Here is a 20,867-nt window from a genome sequence, read left to right on the forward strand (position 1 = left end):
TGTTCGAGGGCCGGCCGATTGCCTTATGCCGGATCGAAGCCGCACCGCCGGTGTTGATCCGCTCCAGCAACCGACGCACCTGGCGGGTGCTCAGCTCAAGCACGCGCGCCGCCGACGCCAACGTCATCCGCCCGGCGGTCACTTTCGACAAAATCTCGATCCGCTGCAGGTCACGCTCGCTCATCGCAATCAATCCCATCCGCAATCTCCCAGGTCATCAAAACCCGGGGAGAGTGACATTCTTACTTTGCAGAAACAGGACACTTTAACTTTGCGGCTACAGACCGTTGTTGCATAACATACATTATGGAACTGACTTCGAACGCCGCATGATTGCTGAACTACCATTTCCGCTTGCGAACGATTGAAAAATCCCTTCCGTCATCTCACGTGGATGACGGGCGCGCATTTCATCACCAAGCAAACGGCGCGTCCGCGGGCTGTCCTGCGACGAGCGCATTCTGTCGGACCAGGCGCAGTCGCCGTCATTTCTCTTCCCCTCCGGCTCCAAGTCGCAAAGGGTTGACGATCTGGAGCCCCTTGAAGTCCTTTTCGTTGTCCGTGACCACCACACAATCATTGGCCCCCGCGACGGCAGCGATGATCATGTCAAGCGCGCTGCGCGGACGACCTGTGGCTTTGCCTTCGGCCATCAATCGCGCCCAGATCAGGGCTGCCTTGTCGTCGAACGGAAGGATACGATTAGCGAACAATTCCTGCGGGCCTTCCGGCCCAGAGAACCAGGCATCAAGCACGTCCCGCTTCTTGCCGCGGGGCTTTTCCAGAATGCCGCGTCGAATTTCGGCAATTGTCAGCGAGGCGACGAACAGATCTTCGTCGCGCTGCTCAGCCCACCAAGCGAGCAGCAGTTCCGAAGGTTGCGGCTTGACGATATAGCTGATGATGTTCGTGTCGAGGAGATAACGTGTCACAGATCGACCTTGCGGCCTTCCTCGCGCGGACGAGACAGGTCGAGATCAGCGCCGACAAGTGGCGAGCGTCGGAGCGCCGACAGGATACCACCGACTTTCGGCGGTTCACCTGCAACGAGGGCCTTCACTGCCTGCCTCGCCTGGTCCGCTTCAGGTCCCTCCTCGGCCAGTTGCCGTGCAAGGGATCGGATCAGCTCGCGGTCGGATTCCAGCGCCATGACCTCGAAGCGCTTGTAGCCGCGCTGCGTCAAGCGCGCGCGGTAATTCTGGATCGCTCTCTTCTGTGCGGAATTGCTCACGGCCAGCCTCGGTGTTATATCAGGATATATATCCGATATCGGCCTTGCAAGCAAGGGATGTCAGCGATGGTGCAGGCCATTCACTACGGCCTTGAACGATTTAGCGCCGCTCCGCCATGATCGACCGCGACACAACGACAACGAGGCCGATCAAGACCGTTCCTGCGATGAAGAGAAATGCCGCTGCCGCGATTGCAGGGCTGATATTTTCACGGATGCTGGAAAACATCTGCCGTGCCAACGTCCGCTGGTTCGGGCCTGCGACGAAGAGCGTGAGGACGACTTCGTCCAACGACGTCGCAAAGGCGAGCACAGCGCCAGAGAGTACGCCCGGCATGGCGAGTGGCAGGGTGATACGGCGGAACACCGTGGCCGGCGAAGCTCCGAGGCTCTGGGCCGCAAGCTCGACGCGTTCGTCGATGCCGGCCAGCGCACCGGTGACGCTCACCACCACAAAGGGCACCGCCACGACTGTGTGGGCAATGATCACGCCGATGTAACTGTTGGTGAGGCCAAAGCCCGCCAGCAGCACTTGCATGCCGACACCCAGCACGACGGCCGGCACCACCATGGGCAGCAGGAAGAGTGTGCGCATCGAGCCGCGAAAGAAAAGGAGGCGGTTGCGCAGGCCCAGCGACGCGGCCGTGCCAAGAGCGGTTGCGAGCAACGTCGTGCCCGTGCCGATGATCAGGCTGTTGAAGATTGCCCGTCGCCAGGCGTCCGCGAAGAAGAGTTCCTCGAACCAGCGCAGGGACCACGACGGGATTGGATAGGTGAGGATCACGCTCGAGGTGAAGGCGAGCGGCAGGATGGCAATGAGTGGCGCGACGAGGAAGATGATCGTCAGCATGGCGAAGGTGGCTTTGGCAACTTTCATCGGCATGGTCAGCGCCCCCCAACTTCGTCGCTGGAGAGCCGCGCGTAGACGCTGTAGAGCAGTAGTGTCGCGACGAGCAGTACGACCCCGAGTGCACCTGCCATGCCCCAGTTCGCCGACCCCGTGGCGTAAAAGGCGATGATCGAGGAGATCATCTGGTCGCTCGGTCCGCCGATCAGCGCCGGCGTGATGTAGTAGCCGATCGCCGAGATGAAGACGAGCAGAGCGCCGGATGCCACACCCCTGAGACTGAGCGGCAGCAGCACACGCAGGAAGGCGCGCAGCGGGTGCGCGCCGAGCGAGGCGGCGGCCGGCATCAGGTTCTTCGGGATGGTGATGAGAACGGAATAGATCGGCAGGACCATGAACGGCAATAGCACATGGGTCATGGCGATGATGACACCGGTCCGGTTGAAGATCAGTGCCAGCGGCGCATCGATGAGGCCGATGGCGCGCAAGAGATCGTTGATGAGACCCTGCTCCTGCAACAGGATGAACCAGGCCGCGGTGCGCACCAGAAGCGACGTCCACAGCGGCAACAGTACGGCGCCAAGCATCAGATCCCGCTTCCAGCCGTCGAGCGAGGCGGCAATGATGGCATAGGGAAAGCCGATACAAACGCAGGCGAAGGTGACAAGCGCGGCGATCCAGAAGGTGCGCATGAGGATCACGCCGTTGACGGATTGGTCGGGCGGCAGATGCTCGATATCACCAGCCGCATTGCGGCCCAGATCGACGGCGGCGAGCAGGTTGCGGTCGGTATAGGGCGAGAGTGCATCTGCGATTGCCAGCCAGAATTCCGGCTTTTCCCAGCGTTTGTCGATGGAAACGAGGTCGACGGGCGGGTTGGCCGTTTCCTTCAATGCACTCGTCGTCTTCCCCATCAGCGTGCGAAAACCCGAGCGGGCGCTGTTGAGGCGCCGCACCATGTCGCCTAGCGCCTGATCGTCGTTGACGGCTTTCAGGTCTTTCATCAGTGCCGTCTGCATGGGAATGGTGGGTGGGGAGTTGCGGTCCCAATCGGCCAGAACCTCGGCGCTGCGTGGCAACAGCCGCAGCACGGCCGGGTCCGACACGGACTGCGACATCATGCTGAAGAGCGGCCAGACGAAGAAGCCGATGAGGAAGAAAAGCAGCGGCGCTAGAAGAAGCAGCGATCGTCGAGTGCGGGAGGAGGCTGCACTCATGGCGCAATGACCCGGCAATCGCCGGCCGAAAACGCCGCGAAGACTTTGGTGCCCGGCGGAAACTCGCGCGACCTTCTGCCGAGCTTGGCGATCAATGGGTGAGTGGCGTTGTGCAATTGCACGCGCAAATGATCGCCCTGATAAACGGAATCCGTAACTTCCGTTTCCAAGACGTTTCGCCCCTCACTCCGCGTCTCGCTGAGATCAACCCGTTCCGGACGGATGGAGAGAAAGACGGATTGGCCGGAAGCGATGCTGCCGGAAACCGCCGACACGATTTGCGCCCCGGAAGGAAGACGCACGGTTGCTTCCGCGCCTTGCACGGTTTCCACGACACCTTCGACGAGATTGGTCTCGCCGATGAATTCGGCGACGAAGCGCGTCGCCGGTTCGTCGTAGACCTGGCGGGGTGTACCGATTTGTTCGATCTTGCCCTTGTTGAAGACGGCGACGCGATCCGACATCGTAAGCGCTTCGGACTGGTCATGCGTAACGAAAACGATCGTTAGGCCGAGGCGGCGGTGCAGATCGCGAATGTCGAGCTGCATCTGCTCGCGCAGTTGCTTGTCAAGCGCGCCGAGTGGCTCGTCCATCAGCACGACACGCGGTTCGAAGACGAGCGCCCGGGCAAGAGCCACGCGCTGCTGCTGGCCACCGGAGAGCTGCGAAGGGCGCCGGTCGGAAAGGGTCGAAAGCTGCACCATGTCGAGTGCACGCTTGACGCGCTCGTCGATCCCCGCCTTGCCAATGCCCCGCATCTGGAGCGGAAAAGCGATGTTGTCGCCGACTGACATATGCGGGAAGAGCGCGTAGCTCTGGAAGACTACACCCATGTCCCGCTTGTAGGTGGGCACCGCATTGATGGCAGTTCCGTCGAGCAGGATTTCGCCCGCGGTCGGCTGCTCGAAGCCAGCAAGCATCATCAGAAGCGTCGTCTTGCCCGAGCCGGACGGGCCGAGCAGGCTGACGAACTCACCCTTCCCGATGCCGAGATCGAGATTTTCGACCACGCAGAGCGGGCCGTAGAATTTCGTGATGCGGTCAAATCGAATGAATTCGGCCACGGAAGACTCCATCGCTAAAGGCGAAGGCTGCGTCCTTAAGAAACGCACCCGGCCATGCAGGAAAGGGCGCCCCGCCGGAGCGCCCCTCACCACGGATGTTCTTACTGGGCGAGCCAGGCGTTGAAACGCTGCGTCAGCGTTTCGGCATTGTCGATCCAGAAGTCGACATTGAGCGGGATGGCATCCGTCATGTTGGCAGAATCGGTTGGCAGGTCCTTGGAGAAATCCGCCGGCACTTTGGACGCAGCCTCCTTGTTCGGCAGACCGTATGCCACGAATTCCGGCAGCTTCGCCTGGTTTTCCGGCAGGCTCGCAAAAGCGATGAAGTCCTGCGCAGCATCCTTGTTCTCCGCATCCTTCAACACCACCCAGCTATCGACGGCATAAATGCTGCCGGGGAAGACAACCTTGAAGTTCTTGCCTTCCGACCGATTGATGCCGGTGATGCGGCCGTTATAGGCCGAAGTCATGGCGACTTCACCCGATGCGAGAAACTGCAACGGCTGTGCGCCGGATTCCCACCAGACGATGTTAGGCTTCAATTCGTCGAGCTTCTTGAAGGCGCGGGCGACCCCCTCCTCCGTGCCGAGAACGTCATAGATCTCATCCTTGGAGACACCATCGGCGAGCAGCGCGAATTCCAGCGTGTATTTTGGGCCCTTGCGCAGCGAGCGCTTACCGGGGAACTTTTCGACGTTCCAGAAGTCCGCCCAGGAAGTCGGGCCTTCCTTCAGCTTATCGCCGTCATAGGCGATGGCCGTGGACCAGACAATGGCGCCGACACCGCAGTCATTGACGGCGGAATCTAGGAATTTGTCCTTCCCGCCCATCTTGTCCCAGTCGATCTTTTCATAGAGGCCGTCAGCACAGCCGAGCGCCAGTTCTTCGGCCTCCACCTGCACGGCATCCCAGTTCGGTGCGCCGGCCTTCACCTTCGACTGGATGACGCCGATGCCGCCGTCCCAGGCTTCGTCGAGTACCGGCTTGCCGATCTTTTCGGAGAACGGTTTGAAGTAGATGTTGCGCTGGGCATCCTGATAGTTTCCGCCCCATGAAACGACTGTGAGATCTCGCGCGAAAACCGGCGCAACAAGACCCGCCGACAGAACGACGGCCGCCGCCGCCAGGACACCCGACTTAAAATTTGTCTTCATGGCATTCCCCTTTTCTTCGTTTATGAAAGAGCCTCTGCGGCTCCGATGACGATCCCATGCAGACCGTTGACCCCGTCCTGTTTGCGGCGGTGGCTGCGGCCTCACCGGCCTTCGCGCCCTTTCTCCCCTGGGCGTTTCGACCGATGGATGCGTTCTGGTCATTGCCGGTCAACGGGGTTCTCCCGGTTTTGACCGTTGTCAGACGTGCTGCCCTCCGTTGATGTGGATTTCCGCGCCGTTGATGTAGGACGACGGCTCGGTGCAGAGGAAATAGATAGTCTCCGCGACTTCGCGCGGTTCGCCCAGCCTTCGCATCGGCACTTCCGCCGCCACCAGTTCATCCGTTCCGGGCGACAGGATCGACGTTTCGATCTCGCCCGGCGCGATGGCATTCGCCCTTACACCGCGTTGGCCGAATTCGTGCGCCATTTCGCGGGTCAGTGAGGCAAGCGCCGCCTTGGACGCCGCATAGGCAACGCCTGCGAAAGGGTGAACGCGAGAGCCGGCGATGGACGTAACATTGACGATCGAGCCCTTCGCCGCTTCCAGTTCCGGCATGAGCGCGCGGGCGATCAAAGCGGTCGAGACAAGATTGACGTTGAGCACCTGCGTCCAGACATCGGCATCCGTATCCAGCACACCGAGGCGGCTCTTGCCCGGCCCCTTCGGAGAAATGCCTGCATTGTTGACGAGCGCGTGCAGCCGACCTTTCGGCAGGCGCTCGCGCACGGTCGCTGCCAGGCGGTCAATCTGCGTGAGATCCGCAAGGTCCGCCTGGATATGGCTCTCGCGGGCGGACGGCCAGGCGCATTCCTCGGAAAAGGACTGGCGGGATACGGTGAGAATGCGCCAGCCCTTCGACTGGAAGAGCTTGACCGTCGCATGCCCGATCCCGCGGCTCGCACCCGTAAGCAACATGTAGCGGCATTCTTCGGTCATGCGAGCGTTCCCTCTTGATGCTTGATACATCGTAATGGGCCGCCCATGAATTGCAAGCCTCCTCTTCCAAGCGGTGTCAGGCCGGGCGCGCCTCCCGCTCACTGCCCCGTTCGATGCGCGCGAGGATCGGCTTGCCACCGAGCAGGATGTCGTCGACGATCGCCATCGAGGCGGCGGCGGAATCGTGCCGTTTCAGGGCTTCGACAACCGGGTAGTGATGGTCGATCATCGCACGTCCGCCCTCTATATAAGCATCGGAAATGTGCGGTCCCATCTGCAGCCAGAGCCGCCGCAGGATGCCGTTCAGCACCGGCAGCCCGGCGATCTGCGGCAACAGGAAGTGGAAGGCCTGGTTGAGTTGCGTGCCCTTCAGCCGGTCGCCAGCCTCGATTGCTTGTTCGTTTTCGCGCAAGATCCGTTCCAACGCTTCGATATCCGCGCTCGTCGCCACTTGGGCGGCAGTCTCCGCCGCCAGCCCCTCCAGGCGCACCCGTATTGCGCGGATCTCGCGGTAGCGGTTTTCGCTTAAACCCGGGATGCGGATATCACGCGGCGAGCGGAAGATGATCGCCTCGTCATTGGCAAGCCGAAGGATTGCGTCGCGGATCGGCGTGACGCTCGTGCCGAATTGCTCTGCCAGATCCCGGATCTTCAGCCGATCGCCGGGTTGGAACCGTCCCTGGATCAGGGCATCGCACAACGCACCATATACGACGCTGTTGAGGTTCTCATGATCCAGTGACGTGAATTGAGGCATGGAACTGGTCCGCAAAATGGAATAATAAGATACTTGATGCATCTTTTTCACTGTGTTTCAAGTATGACATGTCTTGGGCATTCGCCAAACGGCTTGCCGGGCAATGCAGTCGGCGCCGTGGTCAGCAAACGGCACAGACAATCGAAGGAAATGCGGAAAACCGCGCCAACGGAGCAAGTATGACGGAGCAATCGCCCGCCGCCGAGAAACCGGACTCCATGTCGGCGACGTGGAGCGTGACGTCGCCCGATGAAGCTGAGTCCGCCGTTGCAGTCGTCTATGGTTTCGCCGGCGCGGTGAAGCGTCTTTCCAGCGAGCGCGACGAGACCTTTCTCTTTACGCGCACTGACGGCGTGCAATTCATCCTCAAGATCGCCAACCCCGCCGAAGATCCGGCAGCGCTCAAATTCCAGGACGGGGCCCTGCTACATCTCGAAGCCACCGCTCCCGCCGTGCCCGTCCCGCGAGTCGTGCCGACGCTTGGCGGCGAACCGAACCACACGCTTTCCAGCGCCGACGGCCCGCGCATCATCCGCCTGCTCACGTTCCTCGGCGGCGAACTGCAATACCGCACCTCGGCCTCAGAAACGCAGAGCCGCAACGTCGGCCGGGCACTCGCGGAACTTGGACTAGGTCTCGAGGACTACGATGGCCGGCCGCCCGCCGGAAAGCTGATGTGGGACATTTCCCATACGCTCGATCTGGTCGCCTTGGTCGACCATGTCGGCATGGAGCGCCGAGCGCAGGTGGAAGCCATACTCGCCGAGTTCGAACGGTCGCTGCCGGCGATCGCCACGATCAAGCGCCGGCAGATCATCCATAACGATTTCAACCCGCACAACATCCTGCTCGATCCGGCGGAGCCGACGAAGGTCGTCGGCATCATCGACTTCGGCGACATGGTGCATGCGCCGCTGATTAATGACCTTGCCGTCGCCCTCTCCTATCACCTTGCAACCGACAACTGGGCCGCCCGCACGGGTGCGTTCCTCGAAGGCTTCCTGTCGGCGCGCGCGCTGGAGCCGGCCGAAATCGAGCTGCTACCGCTTCTCGCCCGTTCCCGCCTCGCCATGTCCATCATCATCGCGGAGTGGCGTTCCGCACGTTTTCCGGAGAACCGGACCTATATCATGCGCAACCACGCTACCGCATGCCGCGGCCTGCAGAACATAGTCGATCTCACTCCGGCCGGGCTGAAACGGCTCGCGCCCAACCTTTCCGAGGCTTGATCATGTCGATGGTGAATGCTTTTTCGCGTGCAGATTTCGAGCGGCTCGGCGAGAGCGAACGGGCGCTTATCGCGCGCCGAGAAAAAGTGCTCGGTCCCGCCTACCGCCTGTTTTATGAAAAGCCGCTGCATCTTGTGCGCGGCGAAGGCGTTTTTCTCTACGACTCGGCCGGCGAGCGCTATCTCGACGCCTACAACAACGTCGCCTCGCTCGGCCATTGCCATCCGCGCGTGGTGGAGGCGATAACGAAGCAGACCGCCGTGCTCAACACCCACACACGCTACCTGCACGAAGGCATCGTCGACTATGCCGAGACGCTGACGGCCACCTTCCCCGAGGCGCTCAGCCAAGCCATGTTCACCTGCACTGGGAGTGAGGCGAACGATCTCGCCGTGCGCGTCGCCCGCTTCGTCACCGGAGGCACCGGCATCATCGCGACGGACCTCGCCTATCACGGCCTGACGAGCGCAGTCGCGGAATTCTCGCCGTCGCTGGGCGAATCCGTGACGCTCGGCCCGCATGTGCGCACCGTGCCGGCGCCGGACAGCTACCGTCACTCGCCCGAAGAGATGGCGGTAAAATTCGGCCACGACGTGCGCGCCGCAATCGCCGATCTCAAACGTCACGGCATCAAGCCGGCCATGCTGATCACCGATACGATCTTTTCCAGCGACGGCATCTTCGAAGGCCCGAAAGGTTTTCTCAAGCCGGCTGTGGACGCGATCCACGAGGCTGGCGGCCTCTTCATCGCCGACGAGGTGCAGCCCGGCTTCGGCCGCACGGGCGAAACCATGTGGGGTTTCGAACGCCACGGCGTTGCCCCAGACATTGTGACGATCGGCAAGCCAATGGGCAACGGCTATCCGATGGCGGGCATAGTGCTGCGCCCCGAGGTGATCGCCGAGTTCGGCCCAAAGGCGCGCTATTTCAACACGTTCGGCGGTAATCCGGTCGCCGCCGCGGCCGGCAAGGCAGTGCTCGACACGATCCGCATTGAAGGCCTCCAGCAGAATGCGCTGGAGGTCGGTTCCTACCTGATGGGTGGCCTCAAGAGCCTTTCGGATCGCTACCACGCCATCGGGGACGTGCGCGGTTCCGGTCTCTTCATCGGCGTCGAGATCGTCGCTGACCCTGCCGCCAAGAGCCCCGATGCCGCGCTGACGTCCCGGATCGTCAATGGTCTGCGAGAGCGCCGCATCCTCATCAGCGCCTCCGGCCCCAATGCCAATGTTCTAAAAATCAGGCCACCCCTCGCCTTCTCCCGCGAGAACTCGGACATGCTGTTGGATGCAATTGGCGACGTGTTGAAGTCGCTCTGAACAAGAGGCATCGCGCCAAAGTCGATGTGCTCTTTTGCGTGCGATCTTTCGGGAATTGCGGCTGTCTGAACCATCCCAGGCGCCGACCCAAGGCTATCGCCCGGCGATCAACCGGGGGCTTGTCGAAGCAGGGATAAGACCGGGGCGAGACATGGCGATCATCGGACGCCAGAGCCGCATTCGCAATTCCTGTCGCCCCGCCTAACATCCTTCAGCGTATTGCTACGCGACCTCGGGATTGCGCTCGCCGAGTCCTTGCTCGCAACGATGCCTGCCTTTGCAGACATCTACCCGTCGACGTCGGCGCGTATCCTCTGGCCCTTGGCTCTCGTCCCCGGCGAAGGCGATTGAGCAACATTCGATCCTGATGTTGAGGATTATCCCAAAGGGAGCATCCCTTCACTGAGCTCCCATGTTGGCTCGACGGTTCGCGATGTTCTTTCTTGACAGATCATTCCAGAATGCCTAAATCAGGCACATGGCGAGAACAAAGGAATTCGATAGGACAAAGGCGCTGGATGACGCCATCCAGGTGTTTCGCGAACATGGCTTCGAGGGCACGTCCACCGAAATGCTCGTACGGGCAATGAAGATTGGCCGGCAGAGCCTCTATGATACGTTCGGCGACAAATGGAAGCTCTATTGCCTTGCCGTGGAGCGCTACGCCGCCGCGGAAACGGACGCGCACATCGCCATGCTGCATGGCGCGCCGCGTGCCCGGGACGGAATCCGGGAGATGATGGAGCGGGTGGCTGAGAATGCCTCCCAGCCGTGTCTTGGCGTGAGTTCAATCTGCGAGTTCGGTCAGAGCCGGCCTGATCTTACAGCAATTCATCAGGTCGCTGACCGACGATTGAAGCATGCTGCCAAGCAACGCATCAGCGAGGCTCAAGCGGACGGGGACCTGGACGCAACGCTCTCCACAGAAGAAGCTGCCAATTTCCTCTTCGCGAACATCGCCGGCATCCGCATCGCTGCGCGCGGCGGCGCAGACCCTGGAGCGCTCAATTCCCTCGCCCACCTCGCGCTTCAGGCGCTGACGTAGCGCAAAATTTTTTGCTAATTTCTGGAATGATTAGTCAAGAAAGGAAGATCATGAAAGCCGTGGTTATGAATGGAATCGGTGGCACCGACATGATGGAATTTGTCGACCTTCCCGACCCGGTCGCCACACCGGGCCATGTGGTGGTCGAAGTCGCCGCTGCAGGCGTGAACTTCATGGATATCGGAGTACGCCAGGGTATGGCATGGACAGACAGGCCGAACCCGAAAATCCTCGGCGTCGAAGGTGCGGGACGCATCGTTGCGCTTGGCGATGGGGTCGATGATTTCGCCATCGGAGACCGGGTCGCCTGGGTCTACGCGCCCGGAAGCTACGCTTCTCACGTCCTGATTTCCGCGGACGCGCTCGTACGACTTCCCGGCACGATTGATGACCAGACGGCGGCCTCCGTCATGATGCAAGGACTAACCGCGAGCCACTTCGCCACCGATTTCTACTCGGTCCAGCCTGGAGACACCGCGCTCGTTCACGCCGCGGCCGGTGGTGTCGGCCTGCTCCTGACACAGATCATCCGGCTGAGGGGCGGAATGGTGATTGGACGCGTTTCGTCCACCGACAAGGTTGAAATCGCAAAGGCAGTTGGCGCGAGCCACGTTATCGTCGACATGGAGGGAACCTTCGCCAATGAGGTTTTGCATCTCACAGGCGGACAAGGTGTAAGCGTCGTTTATGACGGTTCAGGCCCCAAGACGTTTCAGGGATCGCTCGCCGCGCTTCGTCGCTCCGGCACGTTCTGCTGGTACGGACCGGTGCTTGGCGGTCCGGGGCCGCTCGACATCATGAGCCTGCCGAAGAGCATCAAGATCGGTTACGCGACATTTTTCGATCACATCAGCACTCCGGACCTTCTTCGCGCCCGTAGCAGACAACTGTTCCGGTGGATTGAGGATGGGTCTCTCAAGCTGCACGTCGGCGGAACCTACCCGCTTTCTGATGCCGCCCGTGCGCATGCCGACATGGAAAGCCGGGGGACCACCGGCAAGCTGTTGCTGGCTCCCTAGGGAAAGACGTCGGAAGCATTGCCAAGACGGTTCCTTCTCGAAGGTGCGAGAAAAGCGCCCGCATTGGGATTTCCATTGAACACAGCGGAAGCGACCCGAACCATTTCGCCGTCGGAGTTCATGACGATGCCTTATGCGATCCTTTTAGCCCAAACCGTGATTGGTTCTGCTTTGAGTATCGGCCGGAGATCTGGCCGCCATCAAGCAAGCCTAATTGTCGAGCGCCAGGCGGGGCGCTACCGCCCTGGAAAAGCGCCGGCTGATCGAGCGTGCCGCGGTCATCATTCGACAGATGCGCGCCCAAGTCGGAATCCCTCCGAGCCGCATTCAGCCGATCCTGTAATCGGTCCGCAGACCACCGCGGTGGGCATCGAAAGGCGAACCGATGGCTACGTAAAAGCCGCGCTCCTCGACGCGGCCGATATGATCCGGATCCTTCGGATTATCTTGGACGGGAAGGAATGAGACGGCAGGACGATTCAACCTAGACTTTGGTCTGAAGCAGAGTGACAAAGGTCCTAGTTGCATTGCCGAATCTACGTTCCGCCGCCATTGGTACTGAAGCGTCAACCGGCATTGGCCCAACCACCGTTTGCGCTAGTGATCCCAGAGCGCGCCCCAAGCCCCAAGCGAAGAAGCGCTCTGGGATCCATCCCTCTCCTACCCCGAAATCTTACTCGCGCTTTTGCGCCTAGCGGCCCGCGACGCTCCTGCCTTCGAGTCAAGAAGATGGCGGACCGGACGTTGGCGAAACCCGGCCCGTGACGGGGACGTACCACTCCCGGCGGTCTCAAAACTCTCCGCCAGCACGACACGATCGCAAAGCGTGGTCACGCAACCATCAGGCAGGTGCGATAGAAGCTGCCCCCATCACCTTCCCGCTACCCTTGGTTTGGGCTAGTACCCGGTCATCTCCAGGTAACCCCTGCCACTGACACTGCCCTCGAAGGCGATCGGGCCTTCCCAGTACGGGATGGACGTTGACATCCACGCATGGTCGTTCAGAGGCTGGGTCGTGACGTCAAAGCCGCGACTGGGAATCTGGACGTTCCAGGAAACAGGAATTTGACGCCCTGCGACTTTGGCGGTTCGCACGGGAACGATCTTGAGAGCTGTCGCGGGTAAAGGGTCCGGTCGCCCGTCGGCAGTGATCCAGGTGGCGGAGGTATATCCCTCCCCTTCATCTCTGAGGCGGAAGCCCATGAGCTTCTCCCCTGTATCGAGATGCAGCGAGAACCAATCCCAACCGGTCTGGTCCTCCGCGAGCGGCTGTGACGACCACTCGCGGTCAAGCCAAGCCTTCCCCGTCACCTCTACATTCCCGCTCGGTAGCGAAAGCGAGCCGACCCCCGCATAGAACGGTTGCGAATAGTAGTAGCTGGCCTGTCCCTTCGCTGATTTCACCGAATAGCCGTTAATGCCCTGCGGCACCAGCGGGCCGGTAGCCGATAGGCGGAGTTCATAGCCGAATTCCTCGGCCGTCGCAGTCAGGCTGAGATCGGCCAGTTGATCCGCTCCCGGGGCGGCATGTCCCTCCATCTGCCAGTCATCGATCCAGGCCGAGAACGGCGCCGCGACAACACCAGCCTGCCCCACTCCCCCGCGTGAAATACGTTCTGCGACGAAGTGGTCTTCTGAAGTGGTGACGGCTGCGTGACCCATCCAGAGCTGTGGGCTCGACCACGCGTTGGTCTCACCCGGAGCAAGCGCTGAGCGGAAAAGGGTCCACTGCGCCCCGTATTGAGTTCCGTCGGGGGCTTCAAGATTGGCCGTTAGATACCACCACTCTATCCGGAAGTCCGGATGTGGGCCGTGGTCGGCGGGGAAACGGAACAGCAGGCCAGGCTGCGGCACCGAAAACCCTTCGACCGTCGAGCCAAGGCCACCAAAACCCTCGGAGGCCGCTTGGCTCCCGGACAAGCTGGCCATGGTCGTCACCGCAAAAGCGATCGCAATCGATCTAACGCTCATTGGCGAATACCTTCAGAAGTTCCGATGGCGTGACTCGCGCCAGCCGGCGAAGCGGGATGAATACGGAAACGACAGCAGCGCCGAGCGCGACTAGACCGAGGCAAAGCCACTCGTAAGGAAAGATATACATGGGCAGACGCCAGCCGAAGGCTTCGACGTTCACCACCGCGAGAAGCACCCACGCCAACGCCAGGCCGAGGGGCAAAGCGGCAATAAATGTCGCCAGCCAGAGCACGAGCGTCCTTAGAACCTCAAGAAGAGCGAGATCACGTCTCGTGACCCCCAAGGCCCACACGGGCGCAAGCTGCGGGAGGCGCATTTCCGACAGCGTGAGGAGGCTTGAGAACATCGCCAGTGCTGCAACCCCGAGCGTGAATATGTTCAACGCGCCAGTAACCAGGAATGTGCGATCGAAGATCCGCCGTGACTGTTCCTTCAATGCCGCTTGATCGACGACGTTACCCGGTGGTAGTCCGAATTCGTCCGTGAGCCTCGATCGTAGGTCCGCAACCTGATCAGGCTGGATCCGCAGACCGTAGCGCAGGCGCGAGACCTGCGGGTAACGAGAGGTCAGAGCGTTTATTCCGGCGATGACCTGGCCCTTTGGGTTTCCGTAATCCGAATAGACCCCGACAACCGCCGGCTTCCAGTCACCCGGCAGATCCAGCTGATCGCCGATGCGGAGCCGGTCCCGCCTCCAGAACTGTTCGTTGACCAGCACCCCTTGACCGGACGCCACCTGATCCCAAACGTCCGGCATGCCAACGATCAGGGGCCAGTGCATCCTGTAGGTCGGATCGTCAGCGACACCGAAGATCTGCATCGGCTGCCCCCGGATCTCGGCGTCTACGCTCAAGATCGGCAACACCGATTCCACCTTCGTTGCGAGCCATGTCCTGAGCCTGTCTGCCTCGCCCTCGTTCCGGGCAGCGACGTAAAGCTCGGCGGCGAGACGCTGGTCGAGCCAGCCGACGAACGTGAGACGGAAGCTCGAGACCATGGTTCCGACGCCGACGTTTGCCGCCAGCGCAAGAAGCAATGCCATGAGCGCAAGGGAAAGTCCGGGGAGTTGCTGCCGCGCGTCGGCCCAGAACCACGTGACGAGCGCGCGCGAAGACGCCCGCTGCATCACGGTAAAGAATCCAGAAAGTACGGTGGGAAGAAGTAGCGACGCCCCGAGCAGAAGACAGCCAAGAACGCCAAAGCCGGCCTCGAGTCCTTCAGCCCACAGAAGAAGAGCTCCCGAGAGCGCTAGCAAAGCCGCTGCGGCTAGCCCCTGAAACCGCCGCCCCGCTTGCCACGATCGTCCCCAGGTCTGGGGTTGGGCCGCCGCGAGCAAAGGCACCCTCGTCAAGCGCAACAGGCTCTGTACAGACGAAACCAATGTTCCGGCCACCGCGATGGCAAAACCAGAAACCCACCACTCCGGACGCAGGGAAAGCGTGCCAGGCACGCTGGCTCCGTAGAGTCCTTCGAGGGTTGCGGCCACTCCGGGCAGCAGCAGCGACGCGACCAGATATCCGATCGCGACGCCGACCGCCCCGGCGGCGATGGCGAAAAGGACAAGTTCGGCGAGTAGCAGAACCGCAAGCGCACTCAACGAAACTCCAAGGCAGCGAAGCGTTCTGAAGGTCGGCCGCCGTTGCTCGAAGGCGAGACCGATCGTCGCGTACACGATGAACAGCCCCACCGCGAAGGCGAGAAAACCGAAGGCGGTCAAATTGAGATGGAAGCTCTCGGTCAGATGCTCGACGTCGGTTTCTGCATTCGGCTCGCGAACTGAGAGCGTTGGAACAAGCTTTTCAAGCGGCTCCAGACCGGAACGTTGGTTTTCGGCAATCACAATCCGACTGAGTTCGCCCTCTCTTCTTAACAGCTTCTGGGCCAAGCCGATATCGATGAAGGCGGCGCCGTCCAGCATCCGATCCGAAACACGCAGTGCGAGGTCCGTCTGTCCTCGCATTTTTTCCGCTGTTCTGGGAGAGACAAACAGCATGCCCGGAGGCGTGATAAAGGAAAGCACGTCCCCGGCATTTCCCAGGTCGACGGTGTTAGTCTCGGCGGGCATCGTCAGTGGCTCGATGCCGATCACCCTTAATCGGGTCACACCAAACCTATAATCTCCCTCCAAAACTGGTGACACACTCCAGCCCGCCCGTCGGAGCCGCACGAAGGCGGACTGAGGAATTGCGCTGCCGTTTGGAGAAACCAGGTTCGCCAACCCGTTCTGGTCGAGCACAACCGCGGCGCGGGTATAGCTGGCGCGGGCTTCTGCGTTGATCGCCTGCACTCCCGACCACAGGGCGGTCGCCAGCGCCAGGCCGGACAAGAGGGCGCCGAGCTGCAGCGGTCGTCGTCGCCAGTGGGACAGAAGTGCCGTGGCTGCGGTCCACATCTTCATTCGATCTTCCCGGACCGCAAATGCACCTGCCGGTCGAGCCTGTCCGCCAGTCTTTGCGAGTGTGTCACCAGGAGCAGTGTCGATCCGGTTCCCTTCGACAGCGAAAGCATCAGTTCCAGGACAGCGTCTCCGTTGGCCTCGTCCAGGTTTCCTGTGGGTTCGTCCGCCAGGACTAAGCCGGGACGCGCGGCAAGGGTTCGTCCGATCGCCACCCGCTGCTGTTGTCCGATGGAAAGCTGCTCGGGATACCTGGTGAGCAATGTCCCGATTCCGAGGCGCGCCACGAGTTCATTTTCCCACGGAGGATCGTGGCGTCCCGCGAGCTTGGCGTGGAAAGCGATGTTCGCGGCCACGTCTAGTGACGGGACAAGATTGAACTGCTGAAATACGAGACCGACTTTTGTCCGTCTGTAGGCAGCGCGTTCCCGGTCGTTCAGCTTGGAAATGTCTCGCCCCCCGATCGTGATCTCGCCTGAGTCCGTTCGGTCGAGGCCGGCTACGAGATGCAGGAGCGTGCTCTTTCCGCTACCGGACTCCCCCATCAGGGCAACTCTGTCTCCCGCGCCGAGATCGAGATTGACCCCTCTCAGCACTTCAAGCCGCCCTTCGGCAGTCTCATAGGATTTCCTAAGATTGCGGAGAGCGATCACCGTAGCGGCCAAAATTAGGACGATGGAACATATTTAACTCTCCACAGCCGCTTGGAAAGGCCTGCAGTGAGGAGATGCGAATACCGACGTCGAACGTCACATGGCGACGCGGGAGCCCGGTGATTGCGAGCGTTGATATATCGTCAGCGCCCACTGCGTTCGGAGTAGTCCAGATACAAAATGTAAACGGCACCCTCGCTGCCCCTGACCTTGAGGTATCGGTAGTCGGCCCCATGCCACTGATCGAGGTTTTCGACCACTTCGACCTGCCGGCCGTTGAGGTAAAATCGGCGGATCTTTTCGACCCCACCTTCGTCCATAAAGGTTTCGACCTGAACTCGCATGACGCGCTCGCTGTCCTTCTCGGCCGAAAGGCGGCGCACCGCGCCTCCTGCCAGTCGGAGCAGGATTGTTCTTGGATAAATAGCTGAGTGTGGACGAGAAGAAAGGGGCGCGGCGCCCCTCGCCGCATGTATTGGACGCCGCACGGCTGCTTGGGACGCCCTCCCCCTGTTTGCACGGGTGCCGACATCAATTGCAGGATTGCCCGTTTTGCCTATCTCGCGAACAGTTCCGATCTGGATTAACGTGTTGCGACGTGATCCCGCGACCCGGCGAGTAAGGCCGGCGCGGCAAGATAGAGGATCACGGCCATCGTCACGACGCCAGTGAACCCGATATGCATTGCAAGCAGTGCGGCGAGGATCGCGCTTAGCACCGACGCACAGCCATTGATCCCCCACGCCCAGGGAAGAAATTCCTCCGAGCGCGCGCCGACGTGGCCGAGGCCGAGGGGGAACGGCATACCCATGAAGACAGCGAGCGGTGCTATGAGGAGGAGCGCGATTGCGATCTTCGCGGCATCCGGGAGTGCCAGCAGCCGTTCGAATATCGAAGGCAGCGCGAGCAGGTAGGTCCCAGCCAGGAATGCGATTACCACGACAGCGAGGGTGATGCCGCGCACCGCGGATCCGCATCCGACCGCCGCCACCCAGCGTGCAGCCAAGGCGCTACCGAGACCTGCGAAGGCGAGGAAACCCGCAAGCACGACAGCGACGGCGTAGAGCGGATGGCCGAGGAACAGCACGAAGCGCTGGATGAAGGCGATCTCGATGAAGAGGAAGGCCAGGCCCAAGGCAAGGAAATAGAGCCCGAAGCGCAGCCGGGGTATGGCTCTCCCGAGTGCGCGCCTGCGAAGCCAGAGCGGCAGCAGGATCAAGACGGCACTGAGGATCACCGCCTGGACGAGCGTCGTCACCAGGATCAGGTAGCCCCAGTCGAGCATCGCTGCCCCACCTTGGGTGCGTAGCGTCAGGAGCTCGGGCAGCGCACGCCAGCGGAAAAAGTCGAAGAAGTATGGTCGATTGTCCGTGGCCGGCGCAATATCGAACTTGTAGCGCTCCGTGAAGTCGGCTCGTTCAGGGCCAAGGAGAGCGAGGGCTCCCTCGTAGAGATATTCGCGGTCGAGTTGATTGTAGCGGTTCACGTCGCTCGCGGAGATGCCCGGCGCCCAGGAGATGTCGAAGAAATTCTCGTCCGCGAAGCCGCCGATGGCTGCGACGTCCTCACCAGTGAACGGCGACTTGGCGACGAGCAGGGTTGCGGTATTCCAGCTCCGGATCAGCGCCAGGTGCCGGCCAGGCTGGGCCACGCCGTCCGCTTCAAGCGCTTCGGTAGCCGTGGCGAACAGCTTAAGGATGTCGCGCGGCGGCACCCGCAGCCATCGCGTGATGGCGACGACGCCATCTGGTTTCAGTACCGCCAGGTAATCCCGCAGTGCCTCCACGGTGTAGGTGTAATTCTCGTGCATGCTTTGCACGCCGGCGGCGGCCGCGCTGAAGGAGTCAAGGAGCGGCATCTGGATCAGGTCGTAACGCTCGCCAGCGGTCGCAGCGAAGGCGCGCGCCTCGGCTAGATGCAGATGCACGTTCGGTCGGCTGAAGATGCCGCCGACGAAGTTCGCGAAGCGATTGCGAGCCAGGTCGATCATCTGCGGGTTGACCTCTACAGCGTCCACGAGATCGGCTCCAGAGCGCAGCGCCAGCAGCACCTGCTCGCCGCCACCAGCACCGAGGACCAACACTCGCGGCCGTGCAAGAATGCGGTACGGGAGCGCCGCCGTTGTCCGGTCGAGATAAGCGACCGTCGCCGGATCGCCGCTATAGGCAGTCATCGCTGTAACACTATCGCCATCGCTGAAGACGGCGAGTTGCGTGGGCGGCTCTTGGGTGTTGGCGAGGCTGAGGCCCGGCGCGTACCGGAATGGGACGCTTGGGCTCTCCACGACTGTCAGTAGTCCGAGCGGGCTTGATCGCTCCTCGACCACCCGCGCGTTGGGGACGTCGAGAGCCATGCTTAGGCCCTTGTATTGCGACATGTGCGGGCCGGTGGCCGTAAAGGACGGTGGCAGCCACACCGCGATGACCGCGGCTGCAAGCCCGAGGCTGCCCGCGGCGAGCCGCCGATGGCGAGCCATGCCCGTCGTGGCAAGGGCAGCCGCCGCAAATCCCAACGCCGCGACGAAGCGCAGTGCCGCAGCGGGAAAGACCAGGAACAGGAGTCCGACGATGCCCAGTGCACCGACCCCAGCGCCGACCAGGTCGAAGGCATAGACGCGTCCGATCTGGCCGGGATGGCGGCTGAAGGCAAGGCCGATACAGGTGGCACCAAAAAAGAACGGCAGGACCAGGAGAGCATAGCTAGCCGCGAGCCAACCAAGCTGGCCCGGATTCCAGACGACCTCGAGCGCGTTGAACGGCAGGCGTTCGGCACCGGCGAAGCTGGCAACCGCAGTGATGCCGAACAGCGCTGCCGACGCTGTGAAGGCGGCCGGGTACCGGTTCACCAGAGGGCGGCGGGCCAATGCAACGAACGTACCGCTCGCGCCGAAGCCCAGGAGTGCTATGCTTATGATCATATAGGCAAATTGATGCCACTGAATGATCGAAAAGAGCCGCATCAGCAGCACTTCGTGAGCAAGGGTTGCCGCCGATATGAGACCAACCGGCAGCAGGCGCCCCGCTCTCATTGGGCTCTACCTCCCCTCAGCGGCACAAAGGCCACCGGCAGCAGCTGCCGGGTCGTGATGCTTCCGTCCCGTCGCTTCTCGACCAGCATGAGAAACTGGGTCGCGAAGGGGCCTCCAACGGGGACGACCATCCGGCCGCCCTTGGCGAGTTGCTCGACCAGCGGTGGCGGGATGTGACTTGCAGCGGCAGTCACCACGATACCGTCGAAAGGCGCGAGCGCAGGCCAACCATAGTAGCCGTCGCCAACCCTCACCTCGACATTGTCGAAGCGGAGCTCCGCCAATCGGGCGGCCGCCCTTTCGCCCAGCTCCGGTATGATCTCAATCGAGTAAACCTTCGCTGCGAGCGGCGACAAGACGGCTGCTTGATAACCCGAGCCAGTGCCGATCTCAAGGACAGCGTCGCCAGGCCCAACGTTGATCAGGTCCGTCATCAGCGCGACGATGAAGGGTTGCGAGATGGTCTGTCCGTATCCGATCGGCAGTGGCCGATCTTGATAGGCCGCGCCACGTTGCTCCTCGGGCACAAAAAGGTGGCGCGGCACCCTTCCCATCGCCTCCAGCACAGCCGGATCGACGCCCTGGCCCTCGACCGCTGACGGCGCCGAACGGGCGTGCAATTTGATCGTCTCGATCATCGCCGCACGCTCGCCGAGTCGATCCTGAGCGGGCGCGGATGTCGAAACCACGGCGGCCGCACCTGCGAGAACCACCGCCATTAACGCTTGGCACTGGGCTAGAGGACGCATGAACTCTCTCCCGGTTATATCGCCGGAGTATAGTGGCGGCAGCGGGGCAATTTGTTGACCATTGAACGCCCGCTTTATGTCACACAGGACGCTGAGGGCAGTGTTCGCGAAGCTTTCGCACTACATGGGCCTCTGCGTATCGCGCGCGACACTTCCAGAGCCTTTCGCGCCAAAATACTTATGAATTGTCGCGGAGGTCGCGTCGTTTCTGTTTGAATGGTATGCCGCGTCCAATTGCTGCCACCCT

20 protein-coding genes and 1 pseudogene are annotated in these 20,867 nt (G+C 61.6%); 6 read left to right on the forward strand and 15 right to left on the reverse strand.

What is annotated here, in order from left to right; translation table 11 throughout:
* The 9 genes from IB265_RS35285 to IB265_RS35325 all read right to left on the reverse strand — a co-directional run.
* Nucleotides 1-199 (reverse strand): helix-turn-helix domain-containing protein (locus IB265_RS35285; RefSeq protein ID WP_192496015.1); only part of this gene is annotated, 199 nt, incomplete at its 3' end.
* A 286-nt stretch (nucleotides 200-485) separates the two neighbouring features.
* Nucleotides 486-932, reverse strand: a complete 447-nt coding sequence (locus tag IB265_RS35290) for a type II toxin-antitoxin system VapC family toxin (protein ID WP_057250320.1) — start codon at nucleotides 930-932, stop codon at nucleotides 486-488.
* Nucleotides 929-1,231, reverse strand: coding sequence for a hypothetical protein (locus IB265_RS35295; protein WP_057250321.1), 303 nt, complete (start codon nucleotides 1,229-1,231; stop codon nucleotides 929-931). The genes IB265_RS35290 and IB265_RS35295 overlap by 4 nt, the downstream gene beginning before the upstream one ends.
* 100 nt (nucleotides 1,232-1,331) lie before the next feature.
* Nucleotides 1,332-2,114: an ABC transporter permease gene (locus tag IB265_RS35300; protein ID WP_057250323.1), complete on the reverse strand. Its 783-nt coding sequence runs from the start codon at nucleotides 2,112-2,114 to the stop codon at nucleotides 1,332-1,334.
* Nucleotides 2,115-2,116: 2 nt separating this feature from the next.
* Complete coding sequence (locus tag IB265_RS35305; RefSeq protein WP_057250325.1) at nucleotides 2,117-3,295, reverse strand: ABC transporter permease; 1,179 nt, start codon at nucleotides 3,293-3,295, stop codon at nucleotides 2,117-2,119.
* Nucleotides 3,292-4,371, reverse strand: a complete 1,080-nt coding sequence (locus IB265_RS35310) for an ABC transporter ATP-binding protein (protein WP_112996718.1) — start codon at nucleotides 4,369-4,371, stop codon at nucleotides 3,292-3,294. The genes IB265_RS35305 and IB265_RS35310 overlap by 4 nt, the downstream gene beginning before the upstream one ends.
* Before the next feature lie 89 nt (nucleotides 4,372-4,460).
* Nucleotides 4,461-5,513, reverse strand: coding sequence for an ABC transporter substrate-binding protein (locus IB265_RS35315; protein WP_192496128.1), 1,053 nt, complete (start codon nucleotides 5,511-5,513; stop codon nucleotides 4,461-4,463).
* A gap of 198 nt (nucleotides 5,514-5,711) precedes the next feature.
* On the reverse strand, nucleotides 5,712-6,452 hold the full coding sequence (locus IB265_RS35320) for an SDR family NAD(P)-dependent oxidoreductase (protein WP_192496129.1): 741 nt from the start codon (nucleotides 6,450-6,452) through the stop codon (nucleotides 5,712-5,714).
* Nucleotides 6,453-6,528: 76 nt separating this feature from the next.
* Complete coding sequence (locus IB265_RS35325; RefSeq protein ID WP_192496154.1) at nucleotides 6,529-7,209, reverse strand: GntR family transcriptional regulator; 681 nt, start codon at nucleotides 7,207-7,209, stop codon at nucleotides 6,529-6,531.
* A 179-nt stretch (nucleotides 7,210-7,388) separates the two neighbouring features.
* Between IB265_RS35325 and IB265_RS35330 the strand changes: the two genes are divergently transcribed.
* The 6 genes and pseudogenes from IB265_RS35330 (at nucleotide 7,389) to IB265_RS35350 (ending at nucleotide 12,286) form a co-directional block, all read left to right on the forward strand.
* On the forward strand, nucleotides 7,389-8,438 hold the full coding sequence (locus IB265_RS35330; protein ID WP_192496130.1) for a phosphotransferase enzyme family protein: 1,050 nt from the start codon (nucleotides 7,389-7,391) through the stop codon (nucleotides 8,436-8,438).
* 2 nt (nucleotides 8,439-8,440) lie between these two features.
* Nucleotides 8,441-9,757, forward strand: coding sequence for an aspartate aminotransferase family protein (locus IB265_RS35335; RefSeq protein ID WP_192496131.1), 1,317 nt, complete (start codon nucleotides 8,441-8,443; stop codon nucleotides 9,755-9,757).
* Between the two features lie 112 nt (nucleotides 9,758-9,869).
* Nucleotides 9,870-10,108 (forward strand): annotated as a pseudogene (locus tag IB265_RS37935) (LacI family transcriptional regulator); the annotation flags it as partial.
* A gap of 127 nt (nucleotides 10,109-10,235) precedes the next feature.
* Complete coding sequence (locus IB265_RS35340; protein ID WP_192496132.1) at nucleotides 10,236-10,802, forward strand: TetR/AcrR family transcriptional regulator; 567 nt, start codon at nucleotides 10,236-10,238, stop codon at nucleotides 10,800-10,802.
* Between the two features lie 50 nt (nucleotides 10,803-10,852).
* Complete coding sequence (locus IB265_RS35345) at nucleotides 10,853-11,821, forward strand: quinone oxidoreductase (protein ID WP_192496133.1); 969 nt, start codon at nucleotides 10,853-10,855, stop codon at nucleotides 11,819-11,821.
* A 75-nt stretch (nucleotides 11,822-11,896) separates the two neighbouring features.
* Nucleotides 11,897-12,286, forward strand: a complete 390-nt coding sequence (locus tag IB265_RS35350) for a hypothetical protein (protein WP_192496134.1) — start codon at nucleotides 11,897-11,899, stop codon at nucleotides 12,284-12,286.
* A gap of 432 nt (nucleotides 12,287-12,718) precedes the next feature.
* On the opposite strand, the gene IB265_RS35355 is transcribed toward IB265_RS35350, so the two are convergent.
* The 6 genes from IB265_RS35355 to IB265_RS35380 form a co-directional block, all read right to left on the reverse strand.
* Nucleotides 12,719-13,792, reverse strand: coding sequence for a lipocalin-like domain-containing protein (locus IB265_RS35355; RefSeq protein ID WP_192496135.1), 1,074 nt, complete (start codon nucleotides 13,790-13,792; stop codon nucleotides 12,719-12,721).
* Nucleotides 13,782-16,193: an ABC transporter permease gene (locus IB265_RS35360; protein ID WP_192496136.1), complete on the reverse strand. Its 2,412-nt coding sequence runs from the start codon at nucleotides 16,191-16,193 to the stop codon at nucleotides 13,782-13,784. The genes IB265_RS35355 and IB265_RS35360 overlap by 11 nt, the downstream gene beginning before the upstream one ends.
* Nucleotides 16,190-16,843 (reverse strand): ABC transporter ATP-binding protein, encoded by a 654-nt coding sequence (locus tag IB265_RS35365; RefSeq protein WP_112996722.1) that lies wholly within the window; start codon nucleotides 16,841-16,843, stop codon nucleotides 16,190-16,192. Before IB265_RS35365 ends, IB265_RS35360 begins: the two co-directional genes overlap by 4 nt.
* Nucleotides 16,844-16,986: 143 nt before the next feature.
* Nucleotides 16,987-17,226, reverse strand: a complete 240-nt coding sequence (locus IB265_RS35370; RefSeq protein ID WP_192496137.1) for a hypothetical protein — start codon at nucleotides 17,224-17,226, stop codon at nucleotides 16,987-16,989.
* Between the two features lie 200 nt (nucleotides 17,227-17,426).
* On the reverse strand, nucleotides 17,427-19,871 hold the full coding sequence (locus tag IB265_RS35375) for a class I SAM-dependent methyltransferase (protein WP_192496138.1): 2,445 nt from the start codon (nucleotides 19,869-19,871) through the stop codon (nucleotides 17,427-17,429).
* Nucleotides 19,868-20,620, reverse strand: coding sequence for a protein-L-isoaspartate(D-aspartate) O-methyltransferase (locus tag IB265_RS35380; protein ID WP_192496139.1), 753 nt, complete (start codon nucleotides 20,618-20,620; stop codon nucleotides 19,868-19,870). The genes IB265_RS35375 and IB265_RS35380 overlap by 4 nt, the downstream gene beginning before the upstream one ends.
* Between the last annotated feature and the right edge of the window lie 247 nt (nucleotides 20,621-20,867).

It is taken from the genome of Ensifer sp. ENS10 (genome assembly GCF_014852025.1).
In the GTDB taxonomy this organism is placed as follows: Bacteria; Pseudomonadota; Alphaproteobacteria; order Rhizobiales; family Rhizobiaceae; genus Ensifer.

Excerpts from the sequence above, each read along its gene's own strand:
- IB265_RS35300 (WP_057250323.1), bottom strand. The coding sequence starts at position 2,114 with ATGCCGATGAAAGTTGCCAAAGCCACCTTCGCCATGCTGACGATCATC.
- IB265_RS35305 (WP_057250325.1), bottom strand. The coding sequence starts at position 3,295 with ATGAGTGCAGCCTCCTCCCGCACTCGACGATCGCTGCTTCTTCTAGCG.
- IB265_RS35310 (WP_112996718.1), bottom strand. The coding sequence starts at position 4,371 with ATGGAGTCTTCCGTGGCCGAATTCATTCGATTTGACCGCATCACGAAA.
- IB265_RS35315 (WP_192496128.1), bottom strand. The coding sequence starts at position 5,513 with ATGAAGACAAATTTTAAGTCGGGTGTCCTGGCGGCGGCGGCCGTCGTT.
- IB265_RS35320 (WP_192496129.1), bottom strand. The coding sequence starts at position 6,452 with ATGACCGAAGAATGCCGCTACATGTTGCTTACGGGTGCGAGCCGCGGG.
- IB265_RS35325 (WP_192496154.1), bottom strand. The coding sequence starts at position 7,209 with ATGCCTCAATTCACGTCACTGGATCATGAGAACCTCAACAGCGTCGTA.
- IB265_RS35330 (WP_192496130.1), top strand. The coding sequence starts at position 7,389 with ATGACGGAGCAATCGCCCGCCGCCGAGAAACCGGACTCCATGTCGGCG.
- IB265_RS35335 (WP_192496131.1), top strand. The coding sequence starts at position 8,441 with ATGTCGATGGTGAATGCTTTTTCGCGTGCAGATTTCGAGCGGCTCGGC.
- IB265_RS35340 (WP_192496132.1), top strand. The coding sequence starts at position 10,236 with ATGGCGAGAACAAAGGAATTCGATAGGACAAAGGCGCTGGATGACGCC.
- IB265_RS35345 (WP_192496133.1), top strand. The coding sequence starts at position 10,853 with ATGAAAGCCGTGGTTATGAATGGAATCGGTGGCACCGACATGATGGAA.
- IB265_RS35355 (WP_192496135.1), bottom strand. The coding sequence starts at position 13,792 with ATGAGCGTTAGATCGATTGCGATCGCTTTTGCGGTGACGACCATGGCC.
- IB265_RS35360 (WP_192496136.1), bottom strand. The coding sequence starts at position 16,193 with ATGAAGATGTGGACCGCAGCCACGGCACTTCTGTCCCACTGGCGACGA.
- IB265_RS35375 (WP_192496138.1), bottom strand. The coding sequence starts at position 19,871 with ATGAGAGCGGGGCGCCTGCTGCCGGTTGGTCTCATATCGGCGGCAACC.
- IB265_RS35380 (WP_192496139.1), bottom strand. The coding sequence starts at position 20,620 with ATGCGTCCTCTAGCCCAGTGCCAAGCGTTAATGGCGGTGGTTCTCGCA.